A 16,699-nucleotide genomic window follows, 5' to 3' on the forward strand; every position below is an offset into this window, starting at 1 on the left:
TGCTTTGTCTGCGGACCGTGGGTGGGCGCGGGTGCGGTGTGCGGTGCTTCGTCTGCGGACCGTGGGTGGCTGGTCGCGCAGTTCCCCGCGCCCCTGAAGGCCTGTGGCTGAGCTGGGTTCCCCGGCTGCGGCGGACGACCTGAGGGGCGCGGGGAACTGCGCGAGCAACCCACCACGGTCCGCAGGCGAAGGCCGGGCCTCGAAGGGGCGCGGGGAACTGCGCGAGCGACCCACCACGGTCCGCAGGCGAAGGCCGGGCCTCGAAGGGGCGCGGGGAACTGCGCGAGCAACCCACCACCGGCCCGCAGACGAAGACCGGGCCTTGAAGGGGCGCGGGGAACTGCGCGAGCGACCCACCACCGGCCCGCAGACGAACACCGGGCACCACCGGCCCCCGGCCGGCCGGCTACGCGATCTCCGCCCGTACCGCGTCGGTGAACGCGGGCCACACCTCGACCGCCCACGGCCCGAACGCCCGGTCCGTCAGGGCCACACACGCGGCCGACGCCTCCGGGTCGACCCACAGGAACGTCCCGGCCTGCCCGAAGTGCCCGAAGGTCCGGGGCGAGGACGAAAGCCCCGTCCAGTGGGGCGACTTCGAGGACCGGATCTCGAACCCCAGCCCCCAGTCGTTGGGGCTCTGGTGCCCGTACCCCGGCAGCACCCCCTTCGTCCCCGGGAACTGCACGGTCATCGCCTCGGCGACCGTCATCGGATGCAGCAGCCGCGGCGCCTGCACCTCCGCCGCGAACCGCGCCAGGTCGTCGACGGTCGAGACGCCGTCCTTGGCGGGCGAGCCATCGAGCGTGGTGGACGTCATCCCGAGCGGTTCGAGCACGCCCTGCCGCAGATACTCCGCGAACGGGATGCCCGTCGCCTTGGCGATGTGGTCGCCCAGCACCTCGAAGCCGGCGTTGGAGTAGAGCCGCCGCTCCCCGGGCACCCCCATCACCCGGTGCTCGTCGAACGCGAGCCCCGAGGTGTGCGCCAGCAGGTGCCGTACGGTCGAGCCCTCGGGTCCGGCGGGCTCGTCCAGCTCGACGGCGCCCTCCTCGTACGCGACCAGCGTGGCGTACGCGGTGAGCGGCTTGGTGACGGAGGCCAGCGGGAAGCGCTGCCCGGTGGGGCCGTGCGCCCCGACGACGGTGCCGTCCGCCCGGACGACGGCCGCCGCCGCGTGCGGCACGGGCCAGTTCTCGATCAGCGCCAGGCTCTTCATGCGTACGAGCCTAAACGGTCCCGCCGGGACGCCCGCGGCACAATCCCCTTGCTTGGAGTGCACTCCAACCTTCTAGGTTGGGGGTCATGACGGTGATCGAGAGCATGCCTGTGAAGCCGGCGGTCGTGGACCTGTGCAAGGCCCGCCCGACGCACCCGCGCCCCGACGGCCAGGACCGCTACACGATCAGCGAGGTCGCGGCGGTGAGCGGGCTCTCCGCGCACACCCTGCGCTGGTACGAGCGGATCGGTCTCATGCCGCACGTGGACCGCTCGCACACCGGGCAGCGGCGGTTCACCAACAAGGACCTCGACTGGCTGACCTTCGTCGGCAAGCTGCGGCTGACCGGGATGCCGGTCGCGGACATGGTCCGCTACGCGGAGCTGGTCCGGGAGGGCGCGCACACCTTCGACGCGCGGCGGGAGCTTCTGGAGCAGACCCGGCGCGACGTGCTGACCCGCATGGCGGAGCTCCAGGACACCCTCGCCGTGCTCGACCACAAGATCAACTTTTACGCGGACGCCCGACCGGTGTCGGAAACGGTCTGAGCGACGGCGGCCCACCGCACACCCGAGCCCCACCGCACACCCCAGCCCCACCATTCACCCGAGCCCCACCGCTCACAGCTCCGCCAGCAACTCCGCCTTCTTCGCGCTGAATTCGTCGTCCGTCACCAGCCCGGCCCGGTGGAGTTCACCCAGGTGCCGGATCCTTTCGGCGATGTCGGCGGGGTCGCGCCGCCCGGCGGCCACCGTGGCCACCGGGACCGGGACCGGGGCGCCGGCCGAGCCCCGGATCGCCTGGAGGACCGCCGCGGCGAACGGCAGCGACTCGTGGACCGGCCCGTACCCCAGGCCGAAGACGACCGCCGCCGGGTCCTGGTCGGCCTGCGGCGCCGCGGCCCCGGCATCCCGCCGCAGCAGCCGCAGATAGCCGTCGAAGACCTCCGGCGAGCGCCACTCGACCCCGCAGAGCGAGGCCAGCGGGAACGTCTGGTCGCCCGCCTTCCACTTCGCCGAGGAGGCGCCCGTCCAGAACCAGCGGAAGGACACCTGGCGGCCGTCGAAGGACGCCTTCCCGTCGTACGCCTTGAAGCTCTGCGGCAGCTCGGGCGCGGCCACCAGATACCGCTCCGACGGCTCGTCCGCGTCCGGGCCGAGCAGCGCGCGCAGCTCGTCCGCGTAGTACTCGGCGAGCGTCTCGCGCTCCGCGGGCAGCACCAGGCGGTACGGATCGCACCCGTCCTTCAGCTGCCCCGCCGCGGCTTCCATCAGCGGATCGGCGCCAGGTCTCGGCACCGCGTGCAGCACCACCGTGCCGCGCTTGCCCGGGGTCAGCGTCACCGACTCCAACGCTTCGTGGGGGACGCGCCGTTCGCGCAGCGCCGTGAAGAGCTTCGGCGTGCGTATCCCCCGTTCGAAGCGGATGAGTACGGAGTCGGACTCGAACTCCCAGGTGGCATGAATTCCGGCCAGCACATCACCCATGCGCCTCATCGTAGGCGGCGCGCGCCCGCGCGTCCCCCCTCGGCGCCGGCCGCAATGTCACACGTATGTATGCGGCGCCACCGATTTCTACGCGCGTCAGGCCGCGTCCGCGCCGGAAATACCGCGTTGGCAGGCCGTATTGCCTTTGAGACAGCTGACCGACTCGTACGAACCGACGCCGATGGCGGCGAAGTTGGCGAGGCTCTGGGTGCCGGGCACGAAATAACCCGCGTGGCCCACGGCGCCGGCCGCCGAGAGCACCCGCGCGCCGAACCCGGAGGAGACCGGGTCCGCGCCGTGGCCCAGGCCCGCGACGTCCAGGTGCGGCACGTCCTCGATCCAGTCGTCGCGGTCCCGCATCGCCCAGACCCGGGCGGAGGTGCCCAGGTGGGAGGCGCTCTGGGTGCGCATGCCGGGGCTGCCCGCGACCGCGATGTCGACCACGCGGGGCGGCAGCCGGTGCGCGGCGACGCCGCACAGCACCGAGCCGTAGCTGTGGCAGAACAGGGAGACCGGCGCATTGCCCGGCAGGGCGCGGACGAGGTGGTCCAGGCGGACCGCCCCCTCCTCGGCCAGCCGGCCGATCGCGGAGTCGATGCCCAGCCCGGCCGGAGTGGTGTAGTCGGCCCACGCGATGACGGCGGTGCGGGTGCGCGGACCCGCCGCGCGCTCCGCCGCGTACAGCGACTGCGCCATGCCCACCGGGGCGGAGTACTGGCGCGTCGTCCTCTCGAACGTCATGGCGCTGGTGTCGACGCCCGGGATGATCACCGAGACCCGCTCGGCGTGTTCGAGGTCGCCGAAGACCTCGGCGACCCGGCCGGTGTCCCAGGGGTCGAAGGCGAGGATCTGGCGGTCGCCCGCGATCAGCGATTCGAACCGGTGCATCCGGCGGCCCGCGCTGCGGCGGCCGTCGAGGGTGAGCCGGGCGTCGTGCATCCGGGCCCGCTCGGTGTCGCGCGCCTCGACCAGGGCGAGGCGGTTCGCCTCGTAGCGCAGCGGGACCGGCGCGCCGTTGAGGTTGCCGACGACCAGCGGATAGCGCCGGGCCAGGTCGGTGCGCTCGGGGGCGCTCAGCGAGGCGAAGAAGCGGGCGAGCCGGCGCGGTGAGGCGTCCGGGGCCGGGAGCTTCTGGCCGTCGAGGCTGCCCCGCGCCCAGGCGGCGAGGGCGACGGCACGCGGCTCGCTCGACCCCTGGTGGCCGCGGACCGCGGTCCAGCCCGAGGTCGCGAGCATCATGAACACGACGGCGAGCGCGAGCAGCGCGCGCCAGACGTTGAGTGTGGGGGAGGAGTCGAAGGAAGTCACTGCGGTACAGAGTAGGAGGCGCGGGAGGCGTGCTGGGGTGACAGTGACTCAGATCACGTTTGAGCAGGTCGTGAAGGGTGAGCTGGTGTCACCGCCCGCGCGCGCGGGCGTACGCTCCGTGCGGCGCGCGCCCGTGATGATCGCGTATGCCCCGGGTGCGTCAGCCGTCCGGCCGAACGCCTTCTCTGCCTGGTCAGGCGCGCCCGTCGGCCGTGAGCGCCGGGCCCGGATGACCGGAACGGGGCCCGGCCGGCCGCCTCGGCGCGTCCGCACCGGTGCCCTCCCGGCTACCTCCACGGGCCGCCCGCGACTCTCGTCACACCGGTGGGCCTGACACCCGGTGCGCCTCCTTCCGTGCCGCCTCGGCCGGGGTCTTTCGTGTCGCCTCCGCCGGGGATTTCACCTCTCCGGGTGAACCTGGGCCGTACGGAAACCCGGGCCCGCCGGGGTGCGTTCTGTGATCAAGGAGGCCACGACAAGCGGGGCCGACGACACGGGGGTTGACCGATGACACGTACGACCACGGCTGCCGCGGCGGCGGCCGTCCTCGCCACCACGGCGTTCCTGCTGCCCACACCCGCGCAGGCGGCCCCGCCACGCCTGGGCACCTGCGCACCGGGCGAGCTGTGCCTGTGGAAGCAGCCGGACTTCAGGGGCGGCCGGCAGGTGTACGACCTGCGGACCGTCGAGATCGAGAGCTGCACGGCGTTACCGGCCGGCACGGACGCGGTGTCCCTGGCCAACCGGACGGGCCGCCCGGTGACGGTGTACCAGTCGGCGGAGTGCGCGGAGACGGCCGAGTTCGCCACCTACCCCGGCGGCGGCTCCTGGGTGCCGCAGAACCCCTACCGGGTGCGGGCCTTCAAGGTGTGGGAGAGCTGAGCTCCCATGAGTGCCTGGGCTGCCATGACCGCATCGGCTCCCGTGCGCGCCTCAGCTCAGGGGCGCGCCCCGGGTGCTCTGCCCGCAGACGCACTCCGCCGGGCCCGTCAGCGCCGCCACCTGCCCGCGCAGCGACCGCACCTCCTGGGCGAGCGTCTCCAGGAGCGCGGTCTGGCGCCGCTCCTCCTCGCCGTCGCGATCGAAGCGCGAGATGAACCAGGCCGCGATGTTCGCGGTCACCACACCGAGCAGGGCGATGCCGGAGAGCATCAGGCCCACGGCGATGAGCCGTCCGAGTCCGGTGGTGGGGGCGTGGTCGCCGTAGCCGACGGTGGTCATCGTGGTGAACGACCACCACACCGCGTCACCCAGCGTCTTGATGTTCCCGCCCGGCGCGCTCCGCTCCACCTCCAGGACGGCCAGCGAGCCGAACATCAGCAGCCCGACCACCGCCCCGCCCACATAGACGGTCAGCTGTATCTGCGGGGCCATCCGCGCCCGCCGTCCCACCAGGGCGAGCGTGGAGACGACCCGGAGCAGCCGCAGCGGCTGGATCAGCGGCAGCACCACGGCGAGCAGGTCCAGCCAGTGCGTGCGGACGAAGTGCAGCTTCCTGCCCGCCAGGGCGAACCGCACCAGGTAGTCGCAGGCGAAAGCGCCCCACACCACCCACTCCGTGCCGACGCACGCCTGGTGCACCCCGTTCCCCGCCCCCGGATGGACGACGGGCACGGTGTAGGCACAGGCGAAGGCGACGGCCAGCGCGAGCAGCGGCCACTGGGTCCGCCGCTCCCATCGCGTCTGCGCGGGAAGTTGCTTCATATGCGCATAGTAAAAGCGTCCCCGCGCCCCTCGGGGGCGCGGGGAACGGCGCGACCGGGCGGGCCCGGCCCGTGGCGGAACGAACACGTCGCACCGCCACGCGCCGGAGCCGAGCCCGTGGCGCGGGTGCTACGCGTCGCCGCCCGCCGCGCCCGGGTCCGCGGCCGTGACGTCGAGCAGCCGGTAGCGGTCGACGGCCTGCTTCAGCGCCGAGCGGTCCACCTTGCCGTCCCGGGCGAGCTCGGTGAGCACCGCCAGGACGATCGACTGGGCGTCGATGTGGAAGTAACGCCGTGCCGCGCCCCGGGTGTCGGCGAAGCCGAACCCGTCGGCGCCCAGCGAGGTGTACCGGCCGGGCACCCAGCGCGAGATCTGGTCCGGCACGGCCCGCATCCAGTCCGAGACCGCGACGAAGGGGCCGTCGGCGCCGGAGAGCTTGCGGGTGACGTACGGGACGCGCTGCTCCTCCTCCGGGTGGAGCAGGTTGTGCTCCTCCGCCTCCACGGCGTCGCGCCGCAGCTCGTTCCAGGAGGTCGCGGACCAGACGTCGGCCCGGACGTTCCACTCCTCGGCGAGGATCCGCTGTGCCTCGACGGCCCACGGGACGGCCACGCCGGACGCCATGATCTGCGCCGGGATGGTGCCCGCGGTGCCCGGGGCGTAGCGGTGGATGCCCTTGAGGATGCCCTCGACGTCGACGTCCGCCGGCTCGGCCGGGTGCTGGATCGGCTCGTTGTAGACGGTCAGGTAGTAGAAGACGTCCTCGCCGGGCCTGCCGTCGGCGGTCTCGCCGTACATCCGGCGCAGACCGTCCTGGACGATGTGCGCGATCTCGTACCCGAACGCCGGGTCGTAGGCGACACAGCCCGGGTTGGTCGAGGCGAGCAGGTGCGAGTGGCCGTCGGCGTGCTGGAGCCCCTCGCCGGTCAGCGTGGTGCGTCCGGCGGTCGCGCCCAGGACGAAACCGCGCGAGAGCTGGTCGGCCATCTGCCAGAACTGGTCGCCGGTGCGCTGGAAACCGAACATCGAGTAGAAGACGTAGACCGGGATCAGCGGCTCGCCGTGCGTGGCGTACGCCGAGCCCGCGGCGATCAGCGAGGCCGTGCAGCCCGCCTCGGAGATGCCGTCGTGCAGCATCTGGCCGGTCGGGGACTCCTTGTAGGCGAGCAGCAGATCGCGGTCGACCGCCTCGTACTGCTGGCCGAGCGGGTTGTAGATCTTCGCGCTCGGGAAGAACGCGTCCATGCCGAACGTGCGGTACTCGTCCGGCGCGATCAGCACGAACCGCCTGCCGATCTCCTTGTCCCGCATCAGGTCCTTCAGGATGCGGACGAACGCCATGGTGGTGGCGATCGACTGCGCTCCCGAGCCCTTCTTCGCGGCGGCGTAGGTCTTGTCCTCCGGCAGCTGCAGGGGCTTCGCGCGCACCACACGGGTCGGCACATAGCCGCCGAGGCCCTTGCGGCGGTCGTGCATGTACTGGATCTCTTCGGAGTTGCGGCCCGGGTGGTAGTACGGCGGGGCGCCGGCCTCCAGCTGGGCGTCCGTGATCGGGATGTGCAGCCGGTCGCGGAAGCGCTTGAGGTCCTCGACGGTCAGCTTCTTCATCTGATGGGTCGCGTTGCGGCCCTCGAAGTTCGGGCCGAGCGTCCAGCCCTTGACCGTCTGCGCGAGGATCACGGTCGGCTGGCCCTTGTGCGCCTTGGCCGCCGCGTACGCCGCGTACACCTTCTTGTGGTCGTGACCGCCGCGGCCCAGGTGCTGGATCTGCTGGTCGGTCATGTTCTCGACCATGGCGCGCAGCCGGTGGTCGTCGCCGAAGAAGTGCTCGCGGATGTAGGCGCCGGTCTCCGTGGCGTACGTCTGGAACTGGCCGTCCGGCGTGGTGTTCAGCTTGTTGACCAGGATGCCGTCGCGGTCCTGGGCGAGCAGCGGGTCCCAGGAGCGGTCCCACACCAGCTTGATGACGTTCCAGCCGGCGCCGCGGAACTGCGACTCCAGCTCCTGGATGACCTTGCCGTTGCCGCGCACCGGGCCGTCGAGGCGCTGGAGGTTGCAGTTGACGACGAAGGTCAGGTTGTCCAGGCCCTCGCGGGCGGCGATGGAGAGCTGGCCGAGCGACTCCGGCTCGTCCATCTCGCCGTCGCCGAGGTAGGCCCACACATGCGAGTCGGAGGTGTCGGCGATGCCGCGCGCCTCCATGTAGCGGTTCATCCGGGCCTGGTAGATCGCGCCGAGCGGGCCGAGGCCCATCGAGACGGTCGGGAACTCCCAGAAGTCCGGCATCAGCCGCGGGTGCGGGTACGAGGACAGTCCGTACGGCGCCTTGGACTTCTCCTGGCGGAACGCGTCGAGCTGCTGCTCGGAGAGGCGGTCCAGGAGGTAGGCGCGGGCGTAGATCCCGGGGGAGGCGTGCCCCTGGAAGAAGATCTGGTCGCCGCCCCTGCCGTCGTCCTTGCCCCGGAAGAAGTGGTTGAAGCCCACGTCGTAGAGGGAGGCGGAGGAGGCGAAGGTGGCGATGTGGCCGCCGACCCCGATGCCCGGGCGCTGGGCGCGCGAGACCATCACCGCGGCGTTCCACCGGGTGGCGTTGAGGACCTTGCGCTCGATCTCCTCGTTGCCGGGGAAGAACGGTTCGTCCTTGGTGGCGATCGTGTTGACGTAGTCCGTGCTGCGCATCTCGGGCACGGCCACGCGCTTCTCGCGGGCGCGCTCGATGAGTCGGAGCATCAGATAGCGGGCGCGCTCACGCCCCCGCTCGTCGACCGCCGCGTCCAGGGAGGCGAGCCATTCCTCGGTCTCCTCCGGATCGAAGTCCGGGACCTGGCTGGGAAGGCCGCCAATGATGATCGGGTTGCGATCGGATCCGGAAGCCACGCTGTTCCTTCGCTGTCGGGGGGCGTGCGGGGGTGGTGCGCCGCATCCCATCGTGGACCGCGAGGGCGGAAACGTCATCTCTACCGAGGGGTAACGGGGTGTGCGGCAGCCCAAATCGCAACCTTACGCCCAAGGCGTGCGCGTGTTCCCCAAAGGGCGCGTGACCCCGATTGGCGTACGCACGGAGCAGAAGCGTGCAAACTATCTGCAAGGGTGTGGGATGAATCACCACCGGGCCCGGGTTCGCCCGTCACCGGGGGCCGACTGCACCCCAAAGGGCGGGTTCGGGGGCCTGGTACTTGCGCGATTCGTCCCGCCCGTGTGGACTACGCCCAAGCCTCGCGCGTGCGTGGGGCCGCATTACTTACCTAATCAAGATCAGGAGGCAAGCCGTGAGCGCGACCGCGGACCACGCGGAGGAGCGGACCAACCCGGCTGCAAGGCTGGGGTTCGAGCCCGGACAGGTGGTCCAGGAGATCGGCTACGACGAAGACGTCGACCAGGATCTCCGTGAAGGCATCGAGTCCATCATTGGCCAGGATCTCGTGGATGAGGACTACGACGACGTCGCCGACGCCGTGCTGCTGTGGTTCCGCGACGAGGACGGTGACCTCACGGACGCCCTGGTCGATGCCATCGGCCTCCTGGAGGACGGCGGCGTCATCTGGCTGCTGGCTCCCAAGACCGGCCGGGACGGATACATCGAGCCCAGCGACATGAGCGACGCCGCGCAGACCGCCGGTCTCTCGCAGACCAAGAGCATCAGCGTCGGAAAGGACTGGACGGGCAGCCGTCTCGTCGCGCCCAAGCGCTGATCCTCCGCTCTCTCGGGGCCCCCGCCGGCGCACGCCGGCGGGGGCCCTTGCGTAGGGTGGGGCCCATCAGGACGGTCCACGGCGGCCTTCCGCCCGGGCCCAGAGAAGGGATGGCTTTTCCATGGCGATCGAGGTCGGCACCAAGGCCCCGGACTTCGAGCTCAAGGACAACCACGGCCGGACCGTGAAGCTCTCCGACTTCCGCGGCGAGAAGAACGTGGTGCTCCTCTTCTACCCGTTCGCCTTCACCGGCGTCTGCACGGGTGAGCTGTGCGCGCTGCGCGACAACCTGCCGCAGTTCACCGACCGCGACACCCAGCTGCTCGCCGTCTCCAACGACTCGATCCACACCCTGCGCGTCTTCGCCGACCAGGAGGGCCTGGAGTACCCGCTCCTGTCGGACTTCTGGCCGCACGGCGAGGTCTCGCGCGCGTACGGCGTCTTCGACGAGGAGAAGGGCTGCGCGGTGCGCGGCACCTTCGTCATCGACAAGGACGGCGTGGTCCGCTGGACCGTCGAGAACGGTCTGCCGGACGCCCGGGACCTGAATGACTACGTCAAGGCGCTCGACACCCTGTGATCCATCGGTCGAATCGCCTGTTTGAGGCGGGAACCGGTCACTAGGATCCAGACGTTGATCCGATGCCAACGCACGACGGGGACGCTGACCTAAGCCGGCCCCTCACACCATTGGGAGGACTCGTGGGAGTCAGCCTCAGCAAGGGCGGCAACGTCTCGCTGACCAAGGCCGCCCCCAACCTGACCGCGGTCATCGTCGGTCTGGGCTGGGACGCTCGTACCACCACCGGGGGTGACTTCGACCTGGACGCCAGCGCACTGCTGACCAACGACCAGGGCAAGGTCGCCAACGACTCGAACTTCGTCTTCTTCAACAACCTCAAGAGCCCCGACGGCTCCGTCGAGCACACCGGTGACAACCTCACCGGTGAGGGCGAGGGCGACGACGAGGTCATCAAGGTGAACCTGGCCGGGGTCCCGGCCGATGTTCACAAGATCGTGTTCCCGGTCTCGATCTACGAGGCCGAGAGCCGCCAGCAGTCGTTCGGCCAGGTCCGCAACGCGTACATCCGCGTGGTGAACCAGGCCGACAACACCGAGCTCGCCCGGTACGACCTGAGCGAGGACGCCTCGACGGAGACCGCCATGGTCTTCGGCGAGCTGTACCGCAACGGCGCGGAGTGGAAGTTCCGCGCCATCGGCCAGGGGTATGCGTCGGGCCTGCGCGGTATCGCGCAGGACTTCGGCGTCAACGTCTGAGCCGTCGCTCTCCCTCGTCCGGCGCCGCACACCCGTGCGGCGCCGGACGCGCTCAACCCTTCGTTCGCCATTCAGGGGAGGACTCACGATCATGGGCGTCACGCTCGCCAAGGGGGGCAATGTCTCCCTGTCCAAGGCCGCACCGAACCTCACCCGGGTGCTGGTCGGTCTCGGCTGGGACGCGCGGTCCACCACCGGAGCCGACTTCGACCTCGACGCCAGCGCGCTGCTGTGCCAGTCGGGCCGCGTCCTCGGCGACGAGTGGTTCGTCTTCTACAACAACCTCACCAGCCCCGACGGCTCGGTCGAACACACCGGGGACAACCTCACCGGTGAGGGTGAGGGCGACGACGAGTCGATCATCGTCGACCTGTCCCAGGTGCCGGCCCACTGCGACAAGATCGTCTTCCCGGTCTCGATCCATGAGGCGGACAACCGCGGCCAGACGTTCGGCCAGGTCAGCAATGCTTTCATCCGGGTGGTCAACCAGGCCGACGGCCAGGAGCTCGCGCGGTACGACCTGAGCGAGGACGCCTCCACCGAGACCGCGATGATCTTCGGCGAGCTCTACCGGTACAGCGGCGAATGGAAGTTCCGAGCGGTCGGTCAGGGGTACGCGTCCGGACTGCGGGGGATCGCTCTAGACTTCGGGGTCAACGTTTCGTAAAGCCGTGCCCAAGTCGGGTGCGGCGCGGGGGGCGACCCTCCCCCAGACTCCGTCTGGGGGGACCCCGCCTAGCTAGATGGGGAAGTCAGTGATTCTGAAAACCTTCGGCTGGTCATTCGTGATCACTGCGATCGGTCTTGCCCTGGCAGTGCTCTACGACGGCTGGACCGCCTTCGGGATCGTGGCGATCCTGTCCATCCTGGAGATCTCGCTGTCGTTCGACAACGCGGTGGTCAACGCCGGAATCCTGAAGAAGATGAACGCCTTCTGGCAGAAGATCTTCCTCACGGTCGGTGTGCTCATCGCCGTCTTCGGCATGCGGCTGGTCTTCCCTGTCGTCATCGTCGCCATCAGCGCCAAGATCGGCCCCATCGAGGCCGTCAACCTCGCGCTGAACGAGAAGGAGCACTACAAGGAACTGGTGACCGACGCGCACGCGTCGATCGCCGCCTTCGGTGGCATGTTCCTGCTCATGATCTTCCTGGACTTCATCTTCGAGGACCGGGACATCCAGTGGCTGCGCTGGATCGAGCGACCGCTGGCCAAGTTGGGCAAGGTCGACATGCTCTCCGTCGCCATCGCCCTCGGCGTGCTGCTCGTCTCCTCGATGACCTTCGCGACCCACGCCCATCTGCACGGCGGGGCGCACGCGGACAAGGGTGAGACGGTCCTCATCTCCGGCATCGCCGGCCTGATCACGTACATGATCGTCGGCGGTCTCTCCGGCTACTTCGAGGACAAGCTGGAGGAAGAGGAGGAAGCCGAGCAGGAGGCCCAGGAAGAGGCCAGGAAGAGCGGCAAGGGCGCCGGCGCGGCGGTCCTGCTGGCCGGCAAGGCCGCGTTCTTCATGTTCCTCTACCTGGAGGTCCTGGACGCCTCGTTCTCCTTCGACGGCGTCATCGGCGCCTTCGCCATCACCAACGACATCGTCCTGATGGCGCTCGGCCTCGGCATCGGCGCGATGTACGTGCGGTCCCTCACGGTCTACCTGGTCCGCCAGGGCACCCTCGACGACTACGTCTACCTGGAGCACGGCGCGCACTACGCCATCGGCGCCCTCTCGGTGATCCTGCTGGTCACCATCCAGTACGAGATCAACGAGGTCATCACCGGTCTCGTCGGCGTCGTCCTGATCGCCTGGTCCTTCTGGTCCTCGGTCCGCCGCAACAAGCGGATCGCCGCGGAGGGCGGCGGGGACTTCAGTGAGAAGGCGGAAGTCTCCAGCGGGGTCTGAATCCGTGGTGTGACCCGTCGACGATTGCGGAACGCTCTGAGCGGGGCGGCCGGAGGCGCGTGCCTCCGGCCGCCCCGCCGTTTCTCGCGGTGCGGGGCCGTCGACGTGGTTCGTATAGGGGTGGGGAAGACATGGCCTTCTGGGACAGCCTGCGCGGCAGGCCGTCGGCGCAGTTCGACACGGGCAGCGCCGCGAGCAACGCCATCGAGCTGACCAAACGGCACCCGGTGATCTCGCTCGGCAAACAGGGCGCCGACTCCGGGTCGCTGCGCGTCAACCTGTCGTGGCGGATGCGCACCTCCGACTTCGGCGGGCGCTCGCGCCCCAGCGTGCTGCGGCACCCGTTCAAACTCTTCAAGCCCGACCTGGTCCAGGCGCACACCCAGGGCGTCGTCAACGTCGACCTCGACCTGGGCTGCCTCTACGAGCTCACCGACGGCAGCAAGGGCGTGGTGCAGCCGCTCGGCAGCTTCCTCGGCGCCACCAACGCCCCGCCCTACGTCCAGCTCAGCGGCGACGACCGGTTCGGCTCGCCGTCCGGCGAGACGATCTACATCAACCTCGACCACCGCGAGGCCATCAAGCGGCTGCTGGTCTTCGTCTACATCTACGACCAGACGCCCGCCTTCGACCGTACGCACGCCAAGGTCACGCTCTACCCGAGCAACGGCCCGCGCATAGAGATCGACCTGGACGAGCACGCCCCGCAGGCCCGGTCCTGCGCGGTCGTCACCATCGAGAACGTCAAGGGAGACATGGTCGTGCGACGCGAGGTGAAGTTCGTGTACGGCTTCCAGGCCGAGCTGGACCGGCTCTACGGATGGGGGCTCCAGTGGGGGCGCGGCTACAAGACGAAGGCGTGAGAGTGCGCCCGTGACCGGGCCCGGCGGGTGTCGGCCCGTCCGGCCCCTCCCGTCACTGCCGGATGAACTGCGGCCCCATCGGGGGCAGCGTGAAGTCCGGGTCCGCCGGGTGGGCCGCCGCCGGCTGCGGATAGCCGTAGCCGGACTCCGCCGAGGCGGGCTGGGGATAGCCGTACGAGGGCTGGTGCGCCGGCGGCTGTGGGAGCGGCCCGGGCTGCGGATAGCCGTACGAGGGCGGCGAGACGGGCGGCAGCGGCGGCACGTACGGCTGGGTGGTCTGGGGCTGCGGCTGCGGCTGGGCCGCCACCGGAACGGCCGGCGGCAGCGGCTGCGACACGGACGCCGGGGGCGCCGGGGCCTGGGCCGCCCGGCCGTGCGTCCTGGCCTCGTCCGGGTTCCGGGTCTGGGTCCGGGCGCCGCCGGAGGAGGCGCTGTCGGCGCCCTCCGCCTCGTCCTCGTCCACGGAGATCCCGTACTCGGTCGCCAGCCCCACGAGCCCGGTCGGATAGCCCTGCCCGACCGCGCGGAACTTCCACGTCTCGGCGCGCCGGTAGAGCTCGCCGCAGATGATCGCGGTCTCCTCGCCGGTCTCCGCCTGCACATCGAAGACCGCCAGCGGCTCGCCGCCGCTGCGACCCGCGTCGTACAGCAGGATCCGCAGGTCCCGTACCTGGCCGAAGGTCGCGCCGTCCGAGGAGGCGGTGACCAGGACGCGGTCGACGGACGGGTCCAGCGCGGCGAGATCCGCCTCGACGGTGTCGGTCAGACCGTCCCCGTCCCGCTTCTTGGGCAGCCGCCGCACCAGGCCGGAGGGGTGGCGCGGCTGGTTGTAGAAGACGAAGTCCTCGTCGGAGCGCACACGGCCGTCGGCGGCCAGCAGCAGCGCCGAGGCGTCCACGTCCGGGACGCCCGAGCCCGGCGTCCAGCGGAGCACGGCCCGTACGGCCGTGGCGTCCAGCGGGACGTTGGATCCCTTCAGCATCGCGTGCGTCATGGTCGCCATCCTGCCTTCCCGCGGCCCGCCCGGACAACGCGGGGGCCCGGGAGGGCGGCCTTGTTCCGCGGTCGAGCTGTACGTACCTTACGTACCGCGTCCACGGCCGGCACCGGAAGAGCGCGGCCGGGTCACCTGGATTTCACGCCCGCGGGGAACTCCCGCCATGCGTTCGTACGTACTATTACCGGCCACCCGTCGTCACTCAGTCCGGGCCATCGTTGCAGTACAGGGGAATCCATATGCGTCACTTCGGGCACGTTCCGCCTGCTGCTCGTAAGGACCTGTTCCACCGGGAGCCCGTCGAGTTCACCTCGGACTCTCCCGCGCGGGTGCTGTCCGCGGCCCTCGGGGCCACGCTGTACAGCCCCGCCACCCGCCCCACGCTCGCCGACGACGTCCTCAAGCAGGCCCGCCGGGGCGTGGTCTCCATGGTGCTCTGCCTGGAGGACTCGATCGACGACGCCGAGGTCGCGGGCGCGGAGGCCAATCTGGTGCGCCAGTTCGCCGACCTCGACGCACGGGCCGCACAGATCCCGCTGCTCTTCATCCGGGTCCGCGAGCCCGCCCAGATCCCCGATCTGGTGCGGCGGCTCGGCCCCTCGGTGCGGCTGCTGTCCGGATTCGTGCTGCCGAAGTTCACCGAGGAACGCGGGGTGCCGTTCCTGGAGGCGCTGGGCGAGGCCGAGGCCGCGAGCGGGCGGCGGCTCTTCGCCATGCCGGTGCTGGAATCGCCCGAGCTGCTCCATCTGGAGACCCGCTGCGAGACGCTGACCGGCATCTCCCGGACCGTCGACAAGTACCGCGAGCGGGTGCTGGCGCTGCGGCTCGGCGTGACCGACTTCTGCTCGGCGTACGGGCTGCGCCGCTCGCCGGACATGACGGCGTACGACGTGCAGATCGTGGCCGGGGTGATCGCGGACGTGGTCAACGTGCTGGGCCGCGCCGACGGCACGGGCTTCACCATCACCGGCCCGGTCTGGGAGTACTTCCGCCTCCAGGAGCGCATGTTCAAGCCCCAGCTGCGCCGCAGCCCCTTCCTGGAGGGGCGCGCGGAGGAGCTGCGCGCCACGCTGATCGAGCACGACATCGACGGCCTGCTGCGCGAGATAGAGCTCGACCGTGCCAACGGGCTGCTCGGCAAGACCTGTATCCACCCCTCGCACGTGGTGCCGGTGCACGCGCTCTCCGTGGTCAGCCACGAGGAGTACAGCGACGCCCGGGACATCCTGCGGCCGGAGCGGGGCGGGGGCGGAGTGCTGCGCTCCGCGTACACGAACAAAATGAACGAGGTGAAGCCGCACCGCGCCTGGGCCGAGCGGACCCTGTTGCGCGCCGAGGTCTTCGGCGTCGCCAACGAGGACACCGGCTTCGTGGAGCTGCTCACCGCCGGCCTGGCCGGATGACCGTGACGGGACGGCCGGGACGGGATGACCGAGGCGGGATGATGGAGGAGGAGAGCATCGACAACGTGGGTGTCTGGTCGGGAACGTGGGTCGCCGAGCGGCTCGGCGTCGAACTCCAGGGCGACGAGAGGTTGCCCGAGCTGCTGGGCCTCGCCCTGCGCCGCAACCCCAAGCGCGCGCATCTGCTGGTCTCCAACGTGCTGGGCAAGCATGTTCCGCAGTGGCCCTCGCGGGTGTACGGGGCGGGGTTCGCGCTCGGCGAGGAGGTCCGGGAACTGCTCGGCCCGCTCGCCTCGGGAGCGGTCGTCCTCGGCTACGCGGAGACCGCGACCGGCCTGGGGCACGCGGTGGCGGACGGCATCGGCGTGGCCCCCTGTCTGCACTCCACGCGCCGCGCCGTCGAGGGCGTCGCGCGGGCGGGCGGCTTCGAGGAGTCCCACTCCCACGCCACCTCCCATCTGCTGCTGCCGGAGGACCCGGGGCTGCTGGCCGGGGACGGGGTGCTGGTGCTGGTGGACGACGAGTTCTCGACGGGCAACACGGTCCTGAACACGATCAGGGCGCTGCACGCGCGCTATCCCCGGTCGCGGTACGTGATAGTCGCCCTGGTCGACATGCGCTCCCCGGCCGACCGCTCCCGGCTGTCCGCGTTCGCGTCGGAGATCGGCGCGGAGGTGAACCTGGTGACCCTGGCGGCAGGAACGGTTCTCCTGCCGGAGGGCGTGCTGGAACGGGGCATGGCCCTGGTGGCCGAACACGAGGGCGCCGCCGCTGCGGGCCTGCGTGAGCCGGACGGGGTGGAGGCCGAGGGAACGCCGCCCAGTGCCGGGGTCCCGCTGTGCCCACC

Annotated in this window: 16 protein-coding genes; 10 read left to right on the forward strand and 6 right to left on the reverse strand. The window is 70.7% G+C overall.

The features are described from left to right. Positions 1–406: 406 nt before the first annotated feature. Positions 407–1,219, reverse strand: coding sequence for a serine hydrolase domain-containing protein (locus ACJA3G_RS11765; protein ID WP_406552872.1), 813 nt, complete (start codon positions 1,217–1,219; stop codon positions 407–409). An 86-nt stretch (positions 1,220–1,305) separates the two neighbouring features. Here ACJA3G_RS11765 and ACJA3G_RS11770 point away from each other — a divergent pair, with 86 nt between their 5' ends. Then, positions 1,306–1,767, forward strand: coding sequence for a MerR family transcriptional regulator (locus ACJA3G_RS11770; RefSeq protein ID WP_406552873.1), 462 nt, complete (start codon positions 1,306–1,308; stop codon positions 1,765–1,767). A 72-nt stretch (positions 1,768–1,839) separates the two neighbouring features. Here ACJA3G_RS11770 and ACJA3G_RS11775 read toward each other — a convergent pair whose 3' ends face one another. Together ACJA3G_RS11775 and ACJA3G_RS11780 are read right to left on the reverse strand one after the other, a co-directional pair. Continuing rightward, the gene (locus ACJA3G_RS11775; protein WP_406552874.1) at positions 1,840–2,706 is read right to left on the reverse strand and encodes a DUF4429 domain-containing protein; all 867 of its coding nucleotides are present in this window, start codon (positions 2,704–2,706) and stop codon (positions 1,840–1,842) included. Positions 2,707–2,802: 96 nt separating this feature from the next. Then, complete coding sequence (locus tag ACJA3G_RS11780) at positions 2,803–4,014, reverse strand: alpha/beta hydrolase (RefSeq protein ID WP_406552875.1); 1,212 nt, start codon at positions 4,012–4,014, stop codon at positions 2,803–2,805. A gap of 507 nt (positions 4,015–4,521) precedes the next feature. Between ACJA3G_RS11780 and ACJA3G_RS11785 the strand changes: the two genes are divergently transcribed. Beyond that, positions 4,522–4,896 (forward strand): peptidase inhibitor family I36 protein, encoded by a 375-nt coding sequence (locus ACJA3G_RS11785; protein ID WP_406552876.1) that lies wholly within the window; start codon positions 4,522–4,524, stop codon positions 4,894–4,896. 51 nt (positions 4,897–4,947) lie between these two features. On the opposite strand, the gene ACJA3G_RS11790 is transcribed toward ACJA3G_RS11785, so the two are convergent. Both ACJA3G_RS11790 and aceE read right to left on the reverse strand, forming a co-directional pair. Then, on the reverse strand, positions 4,948–5,718 hold the full coding sequence (locus ACJA3G_RS11790; RefSeq protein WP_406552877.1) for a potassium channel family protein: 771 nt from the start codon (positions 5,716–5,718) through the stop codon (positions 4,948–4,950). Between the two features lie 129 nt (positions 5,719–5,847). Beyond that, the gene (gene aceE, locus ACJA3G_RS11795) at positions 5,848–8,595 is read right to left on the reverse strand and encodes a pyruvate dehydrogenase (acetyl-transferring), homodimeric type (protein ID WP_406552878.1); all 2,748 of its coding nucleotides are present in this window, start codon (positions 8,593–8,595) and stop codon (positions 5,848–5,850) included. Between the two features lie 392 nt (positions 8,596–8,987). Here aceE and ACJA3G_RS11800 point away from each other — a divergent pair, with 392 nt between their 5' ends. From ACJA3G_RS11800 to ACJA3G_RS11825, 6 genes are all read left to right on the forward strand, one after another. Next, on the forward strand, positions 8,988–9,410 hold the full coding sequence (locus ACJA3G_RS11800; RefSeq protein ID WP_406552879.1) for a DUF3052 domain-containing protein: 423 nt from the start codon (positions 8,988–8,990) through the stop codon (positions 9,408–9,410). A 121-nt stretch (positions 9,411–9,531) separates the two neighbouring features. After that, positions 9,532–9,990, forward strand: a complete 459-nt coding sequence (locus ACJA3G_RS11805) for a peroxiredoxin (RefSeq protein WP_406552880.1) — start codon at positions 9,532–9,534, stop codon at positions 9,988–9,990. 122 nt (positions 9,991–10,112) lie between these two features. Next, positions 10,113–10,688: a TerD family protein gene (locus ACJA3G_RS11810; RefSeq protein WP_101392355.1), complete on the forward strand. Its 576-nt coding sequence runs from the start codon at positions 10,113–10,115 to the stop codon at positions 10,686–10,688. Positions 10,689–10,779: 91 nt separating this feature from the next. Next, entirely contained in the window at positions 10,780–11,355 is a 576-nt protein-coding gene (locus ACJA3G_RS11815; protein WP_358835648.1) for a TerD family protein, read from the forward strand. Between the two features lie 88 nt (positions 11,356–11,443). After that, positions 11,444–12,589 carry a DUF475 domain-containing protein gene (locus ACJA3G_RS11820; protein WP_406552881.1) on the forward strand — a complete coding sequence of 382 codons (1,146 nt, stop codon included), beginning with the start codon at positions 11,444–11,446 and terminating at the stop codon, positions 12,587–12,589. Between the two features lie 131 nt (positions 12,590–12,720). Beyond that, positions 12,721–13,452 carry a Tellurium resistance gene (locus ACJA3G_RS11825; protein WP_406552882.1) on the forward strand — a complete coding sequence of 244 codons (732 nt, stop codon included), beginning with the start codon at positions 12,721–12,723 and terminating at the stop codon, positions 13,450–13,452. Positions 13,453–13,504: 52 nt separating this feature from the next. Here the strand turns inward: ACJA3G_RS11825 and ACJA3G_RS11830 are convergent, their stop codons facing one another. Continuing rightward, a complete protein-coding gene (locus tag ACJA3G_RS11830; protein WP_406552883.1) occupies positions 13,505–14,446 on the reverse strand; it encodes a TerD family protein in 942 nt (313 codons plus the stop codon). 242 nt (positions 14,447–14,688) lie between these two features. On the opposite strand from ACJA3G_RS11830, the gene ACJA3G_RS11835 reads away from it, so the two are divergent. Both ACJA3G_RS11835 and ACJA3G_RS11840 read left to right on the forward strand, forming a co-directional pair. Then, positions 14,689–15,852 (forward strand): HpcH/HpaI aldolase/citrate lyase family protein, encoded by a 1,164-nt coding sequence (locus ACJA3G_RS11835; RefSeq protein ID WP_406552884.1) that lies wholly within the window; start codon positions 14,689–14,691, stop codon positions 15,850–15,852. Between the two features lie 38 nt (positions 15,853–15,890). Beyond that, positions 15,891–16,699 (forward strand): phosphoribosyltransferase domain-containing protein (locus tag ACJA3G_RS11840; protein ID WP_406552885.1); only part of this gene is annotated, 809 nt, incomplete at its 3' end.

It is taken from the genome of Streptomyces sp. YS-3 (genome assembly GCF_045257485.1).
Classification (GTDB): domain Bacteria; phylum Actinomycetota; class Actinomycetes; order Streptomycetales; family Streptomycetaceae; genus Streptomyces.

Coding starts and splice junctions, on each gene's coding strand:
- ACJA3G_RS11765 (WP_406552872.1), bottom strand. CDS start 1,219: ATGAAGAGCCTGGCGCTGATCGAGAACTGGCCCGTGCCGCACGCGGCG.
- ACJA3G_RS11770 (WP_406552873.1), top strand. CDS start 1,306: ATGACGGTGATCGAGAGCATGCCTGTGAAGCCGGCGGTCGTGGACCTG.
- ACJA3G_RS11775 (WP_406552874.1), bottom strand. CDS start 2,706: ATGGGTGATGTGCTGGCCGGAATTCATGCCACCTGGGAGTTCGAGTCC.
- ACJA3G_RS11785 (WP_406552876.1), top strand. CDS start 4,522: ATGACACGTACGACCACGGCTGCCGCGGCGGCGGCCGTCCTCGCCACC.
- ACJA3G_RS11790 (WP_406552877.1), bottom strand. CDS start 5,718: ATGAAGCAACTTCCCGCGCAGACGCGATGGGAGCGGCGGACCCAGTGG.
- ACJA3G_RS11805 (WP_406552880.1), top strand. CDS start 9,532: ATGGCGATCGAGGTCGGCACCAAGGCCCCGGACTTCGAGCTCAAGGAC.
- ACJA3G_RS11815 (WP_358835648.1), top strand. CDS start 10,780: ATGGGCGTCACGCTCGCCAAGGGGGGCAATGTCTCCCTGTCCAAGGCC.
- ACJA3G_RS11825 (WP_406552882.1), top strand. CDS start 12,721: ATGGCCTTCTGGGACAGCCTGCGCGGCAGGCCGTCGGCGCAGTTCGAC.
- ACJA3G_RS11830 (WP_406552883.1), bottom strand. CDS start 14,446: ATGACGCACGCGATGCTGAAGGGATCCAACGTCCCGCTGGACGCCACG.
- ACJA3G_RS11835 (WP_406552884.1), top strand. CDS start 14,689: ATGCGTCACTTCGGGCACGTTCCGCCTGCTGCTCGTAAGGACCTGTTC.